Raw genomic sequence first — 16,050 nt, 5'->3', positions numbered from 1 at the left:
CCTAGAGCGTGATGACTTTTCTTCGAATCGTCATCCCGCTCTAGCTTTTTGCTTGAGCATGATCTTTTTCGGAAAACCGGTCTCCACTTTTCCGGATCATGCTCTAGTTTCAACTTACTGCGGCGGAATTGATTGCCGGTTTCGATCTCCACGGGAGGACAGCCAACGTGGTCCAGTCACGCATCGAACATGACGCATTTGGCGCCATCGAAGTGCCAGCTGATCGCTATTGGGGCGCGCAGACGCAGCGCGCGCTCGGGGTATTTGAAGTCGGCGACGAGCGTTTTCCGGTGTGTCTGTTTCGCGCTTTCGCCCTGCAGAAGATCGCGGCGGCCCGTGCGAACATTCGGCTTGGCGCGCTTGATCGGGCGATTGGCGAGCCGATCGAGCTGGCTGCCGTGGAACTGCGGGAGGGCCGCTTCGACGATCATTTTCCATTGACGATCTGGCAGACTGGTTCTGGCACGCAGACCAATATGAACGTCAACGAGGTCATTGCCAACCGCGCCAACGAAATGCTGGGTCAGCCACTCGGCGCGAAGGCACCGATCCATCCCAACGATCACGTCAATTGCTCGCAGTCGTCCAACGACAGCTTTCCGACGGTGATGCACATTGTCACCTCGCTGGAGATACGCGACCGCTTGCTGCCGGCTTTGAAAACGCTGCGCGACGAACTCGCGGCGAAGGCCGCATCCTTTTCCGACGTCGTGAAGATCGGACGTACGCATTTGATGGATGCGGTTCCCATGACGATGGGGCAAGCTTTTCAGGCCTTCTACACGCAGATCGATAATTGCATCGCTCGGATCGAAGACGCGCTGCCTCGCCTCCATGTCGTCGTGCAGGGCGGGACCGCGGTCGGATCCGGCCTCAACGCGGCGGCCGGCTTCGATGTGACGTTCTGCGATGAACTGAGCGCATTGAGCGGCGTGGCCTTCACGTCCAATCCGAGCAAGTTTGAGGGGATGGGCGCACACGACACCCTGGTTGAGGTTTCCGGGACGCTCAACACGCTTGCGGTCTGTCTTCTCAAAGTCGCAAACGACATCCGGTTTCTGGGTTCAGGCCCGCGCTGCGGCCTGGGTGAGCTCGTCATCCCGCACGACGGGCTGACCTCGTCCATCATGCCGGGCAAGCGGAACCCGACCATCGCCGAAGTGGTGACGCAGGTTGCGTTTCAGGTGATGGGCAATCACGCGACCGTTACGGCAGCGGGCGCGTCTGGTAACTTCGAGCTCAACGTCGCCAAACCCGTGCTGATCTACAACATCCTGCAGTCGATCCGGATTCTCGCGGACAGCAGCCGAACCTTTGCGGTGCGTCTCATTCATGAGCTGGACATCGACCGGCAGCAGCTTGATTGGAACGTGTCGAACGCCCTTCTGCTCGCGACCGCTCTGAATCCGATCCTTGGTTACGACAAGGTCGCGAAGATCACCGCCAAGGCGTTGAGCGATTCCACGACACCGCGCGAATCTGCGCTGGCACTCGGTTTTGTCAGCGCCGAGGACTATGATCGTCACGTCGATCCGCATCTCATGGCGGGGATCGGAAACCGAGACCGATAGTAGCGATTCTGATTCCAATGCGAACGATGAGCGCGATTCTGTCCCGCAGGCGCATCCAGCTAACCATCGCGCCCGATTTTTTTTGTGAAGTTTGTGCTACGTCAGAATCACGACGCCCCCGGGCAGCGTCCGCACTTTCGCGCCCAGAACGCTTCGAACATAGGAAACCACCTCTTCGATACGCGCCAGTTCGATCCGCACCGTGACACGGCGGTGACCAAGATCGGTGTTCAGGAGAACGATCCTTCCGCGCCAATAGCGGTTGACCTCGTCGAGCACTTGCGCCAGCGGCTCATCGCGGAAGATCAACAATCCTCGTTTCCAGGCCGTAATCATCGCTGGATCAACGACAGCAACGGGGCTGACGAGCTGGGGGGAGTAGGCGAGTTGTTCGCCCGCGCGAAGCGTTGCGGTACGGCCACCGCATTCGACCTGCACGGAGCCGCTGAGACAAGTGACATGCACCGCGCCGGCATCATTGCGCAGATTAGCTTGCGCTCTTGCCGCAAACACGCGCCCGTCGGCGGCGATTGCGGTCAGGGACTTCGATGCGTTTTGTGCAGCAGCGATCGCCGCCTCGCCCGCAAGCAGCTCGATGCGCTCCTCCCCATCATCTGAAGGACGACGAACGATGCTGGTGCGTGTGTTCATTTCGATGGAGAGACCTTCGGCCAACGCAACTGCGCGATTTTCACCCGCGCCGGTGCGATAATCGGCCATCAGATCAGGCAAAGACGGCCATAAGCCCAGCGGCGGCTGCAGAACGAACCCGGCGGCGACCGTGGCTGCTGCGGCCGCCGCGCCTCCAATCAGGAAAGCCCGACGGCCGACGGGCCTGCCCCCTGCGCGAACCTGACCAGCGATCATCACGTGATCTGTCGCGGTCTTGGCTTCCCGCGCCGCAGTTCCCAGCGACTCCCAGATTCCCAGCGCCCGACGATAGGCATCCGCATGCGCCGCGCTCCGCGTCCGCCACGCCTCCAGGTCCCGCAGATCGGCGACGGTTGCATGCCCGGAGGTCGCATGCATGAGCCGCTCCAGCGCTTCGCCTTGAAGGATTTCAGATTGCGGTCGCATCATGGCTCAAAATCATGGGTTGAATGTTCTCTTCCTCATATATCGTTTCATCTCCCTTGACAGCTCACCGTCAGGGCGATTCACTTTTCCCAAGCCGTGCGACGCAATGGCTGACCGCCCGGCGCAGCTCCTTCTGCACCATTGTGCGAGAGATGTTGAATCGCTCGGCGATGACTTCATGGCTCAAACCATCAACGCGGGCTGCGATCAGGATGGCACGACGGCGGGGCGGCAACTCGGCCAAAGCTCTTTTCAAGGCCTCGACTCGGAGCGCGCTTCGAGCTCCCGCGAGAGGTCCAACGCTTCATCCTGGGGCCGGATCGACGCCAGAACTTCGGCCTGCGAGGCACGTCGCCGCTCTTCGCGTCGCTTGTCCGTCGCAACGTTCAATGCGATCCTGAAAATATAGGATTCGGGCTGCTGGATTACCCCAATCGCGTCGCTGCGATGCAGACGCAAATACGTGTCGTGCAGCGCGTCGTCGGCAAGCTCCTTCGACCCAAGAGAGCGCGCCAGCCGGATTCTGATCTCGTCATAGCGAACGAAGAACGTTCGCCGCAGTAAAGCCCAAACCGTGTCCGACATCATCGCACCCGTTCTGCGTCGACGCGGTCGGGCATACATCCGGCAAGATCTTCAGGCGGGCTCGGTTCGATCGCGAGCGTGACAGGCTGCGGGATGTTCACAAGCGGCGGTTGAAAGACGACGGTGCGGATTGCCTGCGCGATCGCACCGTCACGCTGCTGGTCTCCCGACGATCGGATCACCCGGAGCTCCGTGATCCGCCCCGAGGCGTCGATCCAATACTGCATCGCCAGCCGGTAAGTGCCCGGCCTCGTCTCCGCGCTCCGGCACAGCGCGCTCATGATGCCGGCCTGCATGAAGCCATAGTAAGAGACCGCAGCACGCTTGGCCCGATGCAGATCAGCGTCTGTTGCGCTGGACGGCGCAATCGTGATCGTGTCGGCCGCGATGATGTGAGCAGTCAGGTTTGAGCCTTCCAGCAGGAGACGAAGGGCAGTTTCACGAGCAAAGATACCGTTGACCGCTTTCGATTGACGACCAGCGGTGAGCGCGGTTTCGTAGAAGATCTGAAAGCCGCTGATGGCGCCGAAGGCATCTAAAGCCTTGTCGATCGCTTGGGCAGGTATGTTGAATTCGATGCGGGGTTCTTGGGCAGCCGTCGTTTGCGCCCAGAGCGACAGGCCGAGCACGAGCGTACCGCACAACAAGACGCGCCGGGGACTGCGCGGATACGAGCACAATCCCAGTCGACACGATTCTCATTCACAAAACCTTCATAGAGAATCGACATTAGGCAAGCTGTGTTACACTCAGATGTCAGGGCGCGGCGGCGGACACATCGTGAACGATGCACAGCCGGTCCATATTTGGCTCGACGCGTCACAACGATCCGATCGATTGCATGAAAATATCGCAAATCTAATCCGGGCATATTGGATCAGCCGGCAAACGATATTCCCGGCCGCTCGGTGCTACGAGGGACCAAGGCATCCTTGTTCAATGACAAGTGAGTGCGCCTGCCGGGTTTCCACCGCTGGCTGCCGGTTCCCGCAGGCCACACGCTCATTGTTTTGGTGACGCAAGCAGCTCAGGCGGGGAAACGCGTCAAAACAAGAATCTAGAGCTTCGGTTCTGATTCAATCAGAACCGAATATGCTCTAGACGGGTCGGTGAGCGTCGAGACGGCTATGCTACCGCCTTTCCCCACGCTACCCGAAGCTGCGATACCTTATCTCCGCGGATTTGCCGATCAACGAGCGGAGTTCCGTCTCTCCTCGTCGGTGAGGGCCTGCGCCTGTTCGGGCGTCAGACTGCCGTTGCCGACCACTTGAAACACGCTGTTGGTGTCGTAGCTCTGCCTGTTTTTGCGGCCTGGCTGCTCTTCGTTTTCAGGACTGCCGTCGCCGTCGCCGAAGCCGAGGAATTCGACCATGATGATCGAAGGCTGCTCGCCGCCGCGCGCTGCTGCTGGCAAGGTCGCCGTTTGCGCGGCGGAGCCGGCCACGTTGGAGGCTTCGGTCAGGCCGGCGATGTTCGGCGCCTGCACGGTCGGAAGCCCCGTCGCCGCCCCGGACACACTGATGTTGGCGGCATTGACGATGCGGAGCGCAGCGATGTTGAAGTCGCCGACCACCCGAATGCCTGCGTCGCCGGCATTGATCTCGCCGCGGAAGGCCAGCAGATCCATGCGGCTCTTCTTGCGCACCGGTGTGTCCTGCTGCGGGGCGCCCGATGTGCCGGCCGGCGGATTCCACGGGGGCTGCTGCGCCACCGCATCGCCGCTACCCTGCAGCGCATCCAGCACGCCGATGCCCGCGCCGGTCGAAAGGCCGAATGCGTCGACAGAGACGTGTGCGTCGTTGTCCATCGCGAACTTCAGCGGAATGTTGAAGACCGATGTCTTGGCGCCGGCGCCCGCGCTGATATTGCCGTTCGAGGTCCACATGGTCAGATCGCCACCCTGCAGGGTGAAGACGCGAGAGACGTAAAGGTCGATGCTGCCGTCAGCCATGATGCGGACGTCGCCGCCGCGCCGCGTGACCACGCCGCCCGATCCGAGATTCTTGGCGATCTCGCTGTCATAGCCCACGGCGACCTTGCCGTAGGGCGCCATGATGCTGATATCGCCGCCAGACTGGGTCTGCACCACGCCGCCACGCAGCGTTATATCACCCCCGACCCCAGCACTCATGGTGTCCGGCGATACCGGAAACAGGCGTTGGATCGCGGCATAACCGCGGGTGTACTGCTTGAAGCGAAGGCTGTCCGCGTTGTTGTAGTCGATGCCGGTCTCCTTGAGCTCGGTGAACAGCACCTTCTGCAGGAAGGCCTGCTGGGTGAGCCTGGGCAACGATGCGAACAGCACACGCTGCTCATCCGCCGGACGGTCGTCGTAACCGAGGCCCTTGAGGAACTCGGCCAGTTCCTTCTCGTAGGTCCGCACTACCTTGCCCGCATTGGTCGGATAAGACAGCGGGAACGCTGGATCGGACGCGTTGCGTGGATCGAGATAGAGATCGACGAATCCGGCATAGTCCGCGCCGCCGGCGGTGCCGGCGATGATATTGATGTTGCCGCCCTTGTCGGGAAGCGCCAGGTTCGGATTGTCGGTGCTCGCGCGGGTTTCGGTGAAGCCCGAGACCAGCACGTTGCCGGTGCTCATGATGCCGCCGCGCATTCCGATATTGTCGTGAGCGTTGAAGGTGACGTCGTGGCCGGCTTCGACCCACAACGAGCCCTGCCCGAGGAACGCGATCTGGGGACGGATGATGTCCCGCCCGGCGATCACGCTCGACACCTGTGACGGGTTGTTGTTTTGCGCGATGATCGCGCCGTAGAGAATGTCCTTGCCGGCGTAGACATCGACCGGCTTCGGCGCGGTCACGCCCCACCCCAGAATCGTGCCGATCGTGCCGTTCAGCGCATAGAGCCGGACGGGATCGGCATCGCCGGCGTGGAGAAGATCGAAGCCGCGCTCCCAATTGGTGTTGGCCCCGATCGGCTGCGCCAGCGCAGTGCCTAGGCCGAGATTCAGCCAGACATTGTTGTCGGTGCCGAACGGCGCCAGCGGACCGCGACGATAGGCAAGCCCGGTATCGTCGAGCCGGATCATCTGCCCCTGACCGAGCAGAACATCGTCATTGGCAAGAAGCTCGAGCGTTCCAGACTTCCCCGGCGCAAGCAGCATCGGCACGTAGATGCCGAACGTCCGCGCCTTGGCTGCGATCGAGACATCGGACTGCAGCGAAGCCAGCCGCAAGGTCGGCGGCAGGAGGTTCAACCGCTCCAGCAACAGCGGCCTCGGATCCGGTGTGCTGACGGTCTTCACCTGCACCTCGTAGGCGCCGCCGAGGCTGAGATCGGGAGCCCGCCATGGGTTGCCGTAGTAAACGACGTCCCCACCGACCGACACCGCATCGACGGCCGCGCGTTCGGAGAAGCTCATAAACGCGGAACCGACGTTGCCGTTGTGATTGCCGGCCACCTGTCCGATGAGCATGGGATCGTAAATCCCTTCGATGGCAACCCCGCCGACCGCGCTGAGGCTGGCGGTGGCGTCCATCAGGCCCACCAGCATGCTGACTGTGGTCGTGGTGTAGGGCGGCGATGCGGTCCAGTTGCCGGTCCGCAGCGGCGCCAGCGCGCCGCTCGCCATGATACGTCCGCCGGCGCTCAGTTCCGCATGACCACGCCCGAGCATGTACACGCCGCCGAGAAGATCGCGCCCGGTGCGGACGTCGAGATTGCCGCCGCCGCGGATGTAAAGGTCCTGCGCGGTGGCAACCGGACCGGCCTGGCCTTGCGGTGTCGTCGGCGTGGTCAGATGTCCCGTCGTCGGGATTGCGACCGAGAGGTCCCTACCGTCGCGGCCTGCACGCACGCGCACGTCACCGCCGCCGAGTGCGCCAACGCCGGATTCGAAATTGCCGAACACGATCGACCAGCTCGTCTGGTCCTTGACGGTCGATGCAGCGGGATCGCCGGTCCAGTTGGTCTCGCCGTAGTGATAGAGCCAGGCGGACGTGCTCTGCCTGACGATGGGTGCCGTGATGTCCCGTCCCGCGTTGAGGATGATGTTGCCGCCCGCGGTCGGATAGTCCCCCTGCTTGGCGCCGACGACAAACCCTGCTTTGGTCGGCGTCTTCACGCCCGCGGTATAGATCACCGAGGTGTTGCTGGTGAGGACGAGATCGCGTCCCGCATCCATCCGGATCTCGCCGGTGCCGCTGCGGATGATCTCGCCCGCGCCGACAACGATATCGCGACCGCTGTCGAAGTTGAAGTTGAACGAAGTCCCGGTCACTCCCGCATCGGGCGCGGCCGACTTGAGGGCTGCGCCCTTTGCGGCACTGTCGAAGCTGTCACTGATCGTGGCATTGACCAGGATGTCCTGTCCGGCGTCGAAGCCCATCCAGCTCGGACGGTTCAGGCTGGCCCCTCCGAGATCGATATCGGCAGCGATCGTCAGATCGCCGCTGGTGTTGCGGAACAGCGCTCCGCCCATCGAGGCGAAGCCCGTGACCGCGTTTGCCGGCATGGCTTGCAGGTCAGCCAACGCCTGCGTCACCAACGCCGCATCGACAGCAGCCACGTCATAGGTGTGGACGCCGACCAGAACCTTCTCTCGCGCGCCCACATAGGTTGAGGTGTTGCCGGCCGCGACGCGGAAGACGTTGCGCGGATCGTCTCCGGCGACCGGCACGTAGTTCGCGCGCATCAGGATGCGGCCGCCGCCCTCACGGCCACCGGACACGTCGATCACGGCGCGCGCGTCGACATCAATCCCTTTCGTGTCGGTGAGGCCGTTACGCGTTCCGGTCGAGGCCAGTTCGACATAGCCGCTGGCCGGCGCATAGCCGTCCGCCGCCGTCGGCCCGGCCTGGGCCTCGATGCGGGCGCCGGCATGGAGCCGAACGCCCTTTTCGCCGATCAGACGCACGTCGCCGCCGTCGGCGATCACCTCGTCGCCTGCCGCGGCGATCGTGCCCTGGATGTCGATCCAGCCGCTATCGGAGCGCAGCATCACGCGATGCGCCGAAAGACGCTCGCCGGCCAGAAGCGCAATATCCTGCGCGCGCAAACGCACGGTGATGTCGCGATCGAAGTTGCCGGCGTTGAGCCTGCCGTTCAGGTCAGAGAAAGTGCTGCCAAGTTGATCAGCATCGAGCGTGAAGGAGCCGCCGGCGTAGCCACTTGCCACGTTGCTGCGGAGAACGGCGTCAATCTGCGCGCGCGCAGCGGTCAGATCAATCCAGCCCGCATCGCCGCCGCGCGCTGATCCCGACACGTCGATGACCGAGCCGGGCGCGAGCAAGAGATCGCCAGCCGCCACAAGCGTCACGCCGCCGCCTGGGGCGAAGCGCACGACGTCGCGGAAATCCACGGCGCGGCCGGAGACGTCGAGCATCGCCGAGGACCCAACAACCAATCCTCCGCTGGTCGCGCGGATGTCGATCACGCCGGCCGGCAGGATCGCCTGGGTGTCGAACACGACGCTCGTGCCCTGCAGCATCAGGCGGCCGCCAATCGGGAGATCAGCAGCGGCGCCGGCAAACGCGCCCTTGTTCAGTTGCAGGCTGCCCGTGGTCACGAGCGCATAGTCGGACTGAGCCTCCGCCGTGACCCGCCCAACCGCAAGCGACACGCCACCCGTGCCCGCGGCACCGGCGGTAATCACGTTGAACGTGCCGCTTCCAGACGCACGGATCTCGCCGGCTCTGCCCTGCAGTGCCTGGAAACCGCCGAGTACGACATTACCAGGTCCAAGCAGCAGGCGATCAACGTCGAGGTTCAGCGCGGCCGCCGTATCCGGCCCGGCATAGGTCCCCAAAGCGCCGCTGTTGCGCAGCGCCAGCGTCTGCGCGGTGATGCTGGGCCGACGCGCCGGCGCGCCGACGCCCTGCAGCAATGCGGTATCCAGCGTCAGCGCCTTGAGCGTTGCGGTCCCGGCTGCGCCGTGTTGCCCGAGCTGGAAGTCGCCGTAGAGATTGATCGAATGGTGTCCGCGGATCAGCAGGTCGGAAGCCGCAGCAAAACGCTCCAGCATGCCTTCGGTGAAGGTTGTCCCCGCGGTGCCGGCCGGCACGTCGCCCAGATTGACGATGTCGGAGGCGAGATCGAGCTGCGCGGCCTGAAAGACCGCACGAGGGGACAGGTTGATGGCGTTGCCACCGTCGAATGAGATCGAGCCCGCAGCCCGCAGCACCGCGTCGTCGCCAACGGTGAGCACGCCTGCGGTGCCGTTGCTTCCCGTGCGCACGAGGCCGACGCGCTCTCCTGTGGACAGCCGCAGCAAGGCGCCGTTGCCGCTCAATAGCAGCGGATTGCTGTCCACGGACGCCACCCCCTGTGCCGTGAGCGACGTGCCGTTACGGACCTCGACTGTTCCCGACGCCGCGAGGATGAGCTCAGGCGCAGAGAACTCGGCGTTCTCGTAGACGGTGACCTCGCTCGCGCCGACGGTAACGGTGGTTCCGGTTGCACCATAGGCGCGCGTCCCGCCGATCAGCACGCTGCCGGCGCCGAAGCTTTCCAATTGATGCGCGTCGAGGCGCAGCACGCCCGTCGGCGTCGCGGTTGCCCCGCTGACAAGCGCGATCTTCGCCGCCGAGACGTCGAGATTGCCAAGCAGCCCGCCGGCGCTGGCGCCCAACCGCCCCGTGCCTGCGAGGTTCAGGCTGTTGCCGGCGGCGAGCATGATCACGCCTGCGTCCTGCGGCGTGCGCACCGTCGGGAGCTCGGCCGCCTGTGCGAGTTCATGGGCGGAGGTATTGAACGACAGGGTGTTGAACTGGCTGTACTGCGTCCACGTTGCCGCATCCATCACCTTGAAGCGGGAAAAGCCGGCGTCGCGGATGCTGCTGCCGGCGACCGCACGATAGCCGCTCGCCAGCACCGAGCCGTCGGCCAACTTCACGGTAGGATACGCCGCGGCGGAGCTGCTGCCGAACGGCTCGACCAGCATGCCGCCGGCAAGCAGCGCGTAGTGTGCGGGAAGCAGCGTATAGTAACCCGCCGCGAGGCCCGGGACGCCCTGAAGATAGACGGTGTCGCCCACCTTCAGCCGGCTGTCCTGCAGCGGCGCCGTGCCGCCGACGGCTGCGGGCGCATTGTCACTCGTGGGCGCAGGCGCAGCGCCAAGGCTCGGCAGGATCGCGTAGCGCTCGACGGAGGTGTCGGCGAGGACGTTCACCGATCCACCGTTGCCGCCGACAAACGACCAGCCGAGGAGATCGCCGCCGCCGCTGACGTCGACCACCGCGCCCTGCTGGACGTCGACATCGGCGCCGGCGAGTTTCACCGACTTGGTCGGCACATAGCCCGCTTTGTGGTACCCGCCGAACAGACCATCGGAAGTCAGATAGCCGAAGGGAACAACGAGCCCTTCGAGCGACGCGGAGGTCAGGCTGCCCGGCCGCAATGTCAACGTCTGGCCGGCTTCGAGCCGAATCTGTCCCTGCGGCGCGCGGATCACGCCGCCCTGGTCGATGATCGGCGCGCGCAAGGTCAGTCGCTGGCCATAGGAGAATGGCACCGGCGCCGCGCGGCCGTTCGAGCGCACCGTGATCGAACGGCCTGCATCGACGAGGAAGCCCGGATTGGTATCCGCGAGCTCGCGCGGATCGTCCGCCAGATACGGCCCGGCCCGACCGAGCGCGGCGTAGACCTGGGCCGCATCGAACAGGAGCGAGCCCGCGGTCGTCAGCGTGCCGGCCACGCCGGAATTGCCGGCAAGCCTGACATCGCCCGTTGCAACGAAGGATGTTTGGCCGAAGCCGCCGAGCTTGGTGCCGCCGCTGATATCGATCAGATCGGCATGGATCGTCAGCCGCCCGTCCGTGCCGGACGGAGCGGACATGCCACCCTGGTAATCCGAGCTGTAGCCCTGCAGACGCACGTAGGACGATGTCAGGTTCACCGAACCGGCAACGGCCGAAACGCCAGCGCCGGTGCTGAGATTATAGCTGGCAAGCGTGATCGAACGGCGCGTCGCGAGTGTGACGTCGCCATCGAAGATGATGCCGCGGTCGTTGGTGAACTCGGCCGGCAGTAGGGAAAGATCATCCGCGCCGGAACGGTTGACCGCGTCCGCGGCCACGAGCAGCGACGAATAGCCGGAAGCCAGCGAGTTCTGCGTGACCGCAAATCCAGCCGGCGCAGACTGCGCAACGACAATGGCGAAGAGCTGAGGATAGGTGAATCCGGTGGCGACTGTCAGCGTGCCGCCATATCCGCTGGCGCCGCCGGGCGACAGCCGGAGATCACCAGCGATCACGCCGCTATTGGCATAGATGGTGATCGCCCCCGCCGCGCCATCGACTTCGACCGGAGTGTACGGGCTGCCGGACTTCGAGAGCGTCGATGCGCCGCCACGGTCCAGATCCGCAACGCCATGAACGCCGGATACGTCGATCACCGCATGCGGATCGATCAGCACCGCGCCCTGGGTCGCACGATTGTCGCCGTTCACCGGCAGGACGCCGATCTGAACCAGGCCGCCCGCCTCGACCGAACGGCGTTCGCCATAGGTTGTCGGGACGGATTCCTGGTAGCCGCCTGCGAGCAAGCGGGCATTCGCACCCAGGCGCACATTCGCATTCAGATAGGTTGATTGCGTGCCATTGGGGACAAGATGAATTGTTCCTCCGGGTGTCGAGATCGTACCATCGACAAACACATCGACGAGCGAGTCGAGCCGGACTGTGGATTTGGCATCCATCAGGATCTCGGCGCCGGTCTCCAGCACCAGCCGGCCCGGATGCCGGGCCACCGTGACGAACTCGGAGGTCTGATATGCCCCGGTGACGCGCACGGGCCGTGCTGTTCCGTCCGGCGAGAACGGCGCGGTGCCGAGCGTGAGCTCCATTTGGTCGCGCAGACCAGCAGGACGTTCGGACGAGTTGAGCAGCGCGACGCCGTTGTGCTGGTTGAGCAGGTTGTAGAGCCTGGCGCCGTTCGGCGCCTGGATTGCAGCGGCGTTCAGCATCAGCATATCGACTGTCGGCGCAATGACGGTACCGCTCGTCACCGTCATGCCCCGCGCGCCGCTCAGCGCATAGCTTGCAAAGCCCCCCTTGGTGAAGAAATCGGCGGCAAGGACCCTTGGTGCAACGACCTGGCTCGCGGAGGAGAGAACGGAGCCAGTGGGAATGATCGTCCCTGCTTTCAGGGTGAGCGGTGCGTCGGCCACGGAGCCAGCCGGCTTGGTCAAGGTCACGGCGGTGATCGCACTGCCGTTCGGGAATAGATTGATCGGAAGCGCGAAGCCTTTTGCCAGTGTGGGCGTGCCGTAGACCCTCGTCCCGGCTGGAATGGTTTCTCCTGCGCCGTAATAGGTGGAGAGCGGAAACTTGCGGTATCTCATCCCCGGAGGAACGACGAAGCCGCCAGATCCGATGGTGGTGGTGGGACCTGACAGGGTTACGTCGACAGGCGCCTTTTCGCCTGCAGCCAGCCTGTTCAACACGTACTGGAAATCGACCGGCAGCACATCACCCGTCTTCAGGGTGAAGTCCGCCGCCAGCATCATGTTCCGCGGCGCGGCCGTTCCGGCAGGCAGGACCCCATCCGCGAACAACACCGTGCGATCACTGATGACCACGTCGTCAGGCGTATCGATGGTGAGCGAGCCACCTCTGCCTGGCGCATAGGCAACAATATCGCCGTTCATCTCGAGCCGCCCGTTCGCGAGGCCTGCGGCGCTGCTCGTGCTGATGTATGGGGTGACCGTATCGATCAGGATCGACCCGCCATTGCCCGCCTCGACCTTCCCGTTGCTCGACAAGTGCGCGCCGCCACTTGCGTCGATGAGCGAACCCTTGTCCAGTATGATGCTGCGGCTGATCAATTCGACCTTGCCGCCATTGACGACTGGCGACACGTTGCTCGCACCCGAACGATCGCTGGTCCAGCGCCCGGCAACGTCGATGACGCCGGATTCGCCCAGATGAATGATCGGACGTTCGATTTCCGGAATCTGATCCCAGGCGATCGACGTCGATCCTGCCGGCGACGTCGAACGCAGAGCTTCGACGTGCACCTTTCCGCCCGGCGCGCTGATCGCGCCGTCGATCTCGGCCTGCCGGCCGACGAACGTGAAGGAGCCGAAAGCGCCGACGTCAACGGTCTTGCCTTCGCCGACCGTCAGAACGCCGTTCTTGCCGCCGCCGGATATCAGCGTGACGTTGCCGAAAGTCGAGCCGTCGAACCATGCTTCTGGCAGCACATGCTGATAGGCCTGTACGGAGCCGTACAGCGATGCGAGATCGTGCGTGTAGTCCAGAAGAGCGGTGTCGGCACCAAAGTCCTTGCCGAGCCGCGGGCCATCGCTGCCGATGATGATGCTGCCGCCGATCGGATTGGCGTCGAACTGAGAGGTGATGATCCTGTAGTTCGAGCCCATATTCAGCGTCCCGAGGCTCGGCCGTTCGTGCCAGATGCGCGTCACATCGGTGACGCCGGCTCCGGTCGAGGCATCGCGTTGGCGCTCGCCGACGACGACATCGGCGCGGACCTCGCCATCGAAGATACGAATGGCATCGGTGGAAACGTTGTCGCCTCCGCCCAAGCTGGCCGTGACGACGTTGTTCAGCAACGGAGATCCTGCCGAGCGGCCTTCGGTGTATCCTTTTTCGAATCTGGCCCCGGTCCTGCCGAAAGGCGACACGTATCGCTCGACGATGCCCCAGCGTTCATGGTTGCGAATGAAATCGCCCTCCACGCCGAGGTACACCACGCCGGCTTGCGCCTGCTCGATCGGCACCAACTGGCCGCCTGCCGTCATCAGGCGCGTGCTGCGCACGTAGCCATCGAGGTAGCGGACGCTGCCGCCCGACAGGTCGATAACGGATCCTTCGCGGGCAATTACCTCCATGCCGGCCATCGAGATCTTGCCGCCGACCGTCATGAACTGGGCGACATCGCGCGGGATCAGATCGTAGTAGCCGGACAGATCGGCAACGCCCGTTCCGTCCGTCAGCTTGGCACCGTAGCGGGCGTCGAAATAGACGGTCGTGCCGCGCAGGCTGCCATCACGCAGCACCGGGTTGTCGCGCAGTTCGTTGGCGCGCAGCTCGGCGCGAATGGTGTTCTGCTCCATTGCGATCTCGACGTCGCGCAATCCTGAGACATCGAGGATTGCGCCAGAGTCGATGTAGATCCGGCTGTCGTTGAGCGTTGATGAATTTCGCCCGTCTTTCTTCACGCCAACAAGACGCATGTCGCCGGCGGGAACAAACAACACCGCGTCTTTCCGGAACACAATGCTGTTGCCGTAGACGTCGACCGTCGACGGCTTGTAGGGATTGCCGACCACCTTCTCGCCGCTGAAATCCGGGAGAATGGCCGCGTAGCTGCCCTCGCCAAATTCCGCGGCACCTCCCTCATCGGTCATGTTCGGGAACATACCCTCAGTCAGGCTGCCGGGATTGTTCGGATTTCCCGTCAGATCCCGGGTATGGTTCGTGCCCCTGACCATGCCTGACTGGGCCTGGATCAGGATCGATCCCGCGGCTTCCGCTGCCGTCGTCGAGATCAGCGCGCCGTCCTGGCTGACGTTCTTGCCGGTGAGCGTGATGTTGCCGCGCTCGGTGATGATCAGGCCCGAGTTTTCGGTGAAGCCGCCACGATCCACTCCCGCAAGGAAGCCGCGGATCGGCGGACCACCGATATCTGCGCCCCACCCGTCCTTGAGCGCATCCCGCTTGGTGCCGTCGAGCAGCAATACGCCGCGCCCGGCCGCCATCAGCACCTGACCGTCGGGCGCATCGATCCTACCGCGGTTGACCACGTTGTGGCCCATCAGCACCGCCTGACCGAAACTGCCGACGGCGATCTGCGCGCCCGCCTCCACCGTCACGCCGTCATAGGCCGCGAACGTCTCGCCGGGCTTCGTGCGGTCGGCGGCCGCATTCATGTTCGTGCCGTCGAAGAAGGTCAGCGGCACGCTTGCGTTGGACGGCGGATTAGCGGCCAAGATACCGTCCATGAAGCGCTGATTGCGTGCCGCAAGCTTCTGCTGCTCGGTCGCGCCCGCCTGATATTCGATCGCGCCACCATGAATATCGAGCGACGACGCGATCAGGCTGCCGACATTCACCTGACTCCTGCCGTCGAAGATGATGCCGTTGCGGTTGATCACGTAGACGGCGCCGTCGGCCTCGATGGTGCCGAGAATGCGGCTCGGCGCCGCCGACGGATCGAGCACCCGGTTCAGGACCGACCAGTCGGCGCGACCCTGCTGATTGAACCGCAGATCCGTGCGCTCGCTGACGTTGAAGCTGTCCCAGGTCAGGATCGCTTTCTGCTGGGTCTGATCGACCCTCACTTGGGTGCGATCCCCGCTCACGGTCTCGGTCGGCAGGTCCGCTCCGCGCCAGAGATCCGGATTGATGCCGCCGCCGGGCATCCGCACCCCCGCCCCGATCTGCAGGCCACCCGGCTGCAGGCCGTCCGGGATACCACTTGGCCCTGCTGCGAGCGCCGCCGCCCTCGCCGCGTTCTGCGCCGCTTGCCTTGCCTGAATCGCCAGCGTCGCGCGGTTGATCGACTCCTGCGCTTGCCGTGCGGCCTGTATCGCGCCTTGCGCCGCCGCTGCGGCAGCGCCGGACGAGCCTTGTGCATAGCTCCCCAGGGGACGCGCCAGAGATTCCGAGCCCGCCGCGGACAACGCCGCCATGCTGACCGTCGCGAGAAGCAGCCCCCGCCGCAACGCGCGCCCGGACGACATATGGATGGAGCGGACGGACGACGGACGAATGGACATGCAGGCACCTCTGACAACAGCAGCCCGCGGCGGCAGGAGCGCAGCCACGGGCCTCGGTGCTGAGACGTTTCCCGAGGCGCGACCCCACAGAAGAATGTTATGAAGTTTTGATGA

General features: G+C 64.1%; 6 protein-coding genes and 1 pseudogene. 1 reads left to right on the top strand and 6 read right to left on the bottom strand.

What is annotated here, in order from left to right; all coding sequences use genetic code 11:
- The first annotated feature begins 167 nt into the window (after window positions 1-167).
- Window positions 168-1,571 carry a class II fumarate hydratase gene (locus CWO89_RS16005; protein ID WP_130579748.1) on the top strand — a complete coding sequence of 468 codons (1,404 nt, stop codon included), beginning with the start codon at window positions 168-170 and terminating at the stop codon, window positions 1,569-1,571.
- A 96-nt stretch (window positions 1,572-1,667) separates the two neighbouring features.
- Here the strand turns inward: CWO89_RS16005 and CWO89_RS16000 are convergent, their stop codons facing one another.
- The 6 genes and pseudogenes from CWO89_RS16000 to CWO89_RS15980 all read right to left on the bottom strand — a co-directional run bounded on the left by CWO89_RS16000 (window position 1,668) and on the right by CWO89_RS15980 (window position 15,936).
- Window positions 1,668-2,438, bottom strand: a complete 771-nt coding sequence (locus CWO89_RS16000; protein WP_165421180.1) for a FecR family protein — start codon at window positions 2,436-2,438, stop codon at window positions 1,668-1,670.
- A 75-nt stretch (window positions 2,439-2,513) separates the two neighbouring features.
- Window positions 2,514-2,648, bottom strand: a pseudogene (locus CWO89_RS49545) (DUF4880 domain-containing protein); the annotation flags it as partial.
- A gap of 70 nt (window positions 2,649-2,718) precedes the next feature.
- Window positions 2,719-2,892: a sigma-70 region 4 domain-containing protein gene (locus CWO89_RS15995; protein WP_165421182.1), complete on the bottom strand. Its 174-nt coding sequence runs from the start codon at window positions 2,890-2,892 to the stop codon at window positions 2,719-2,721.
- Between the two features lie 8 nt (window positions 2,893-2,900).
- Entirely contained in the window at window positions 2,901-3,233 is a 333-nt protein-coding gene (locus tag CWO89_RS15990) for a sigma factor (protein ID WP_207234492.1), read from the bottom strand.
- On the bottom strand, window positions 3,233-3,877 hold the full coding sequence (locus tag CWO89_RS15985; RefSeq protein ID WP_130579744.1) for a TonB family protein: 645 nt from the start codon (window positions 3,875-3,877) through the stop codon (window positions 3,233-3,235). The genes CWO89_RS15990 and CWO89_RS15985 overlap by 1 nt, the downstream gene beginning before the upstream one ends.
- A 545-nt stretch (window positions 3,878-4,422) precedes the next feature.
- Window positions 4,423-15,936 carry a filamentous hemagglutinin family protein gene (locus CWO89_RS15980; protein ID WP_130579743.1) on the bottom strand — a complete coding sequence of 3,838 codons (11,514 nt, stop codon included), beginning with the start codon at window positions 15,934-15,936 and terminating at the stop codon, window positions 4,423-4,425.
- Window positions 15,937-16,050 lie beyond the last annotated feature (114 nt).

This window comes from Bradyrhizobium sp. Leo170 (assembly GCF_004296405.1).
Taxonomy (GTDB): Bacteria; Pseudomonadota; Alphaproteobacteria; order Rhizobiales; family Xanthobacteraceae; genus Bradyrhizobium.
This window is presented reverse-complemented; position numbering and strand designations above follow the sequence as displayed.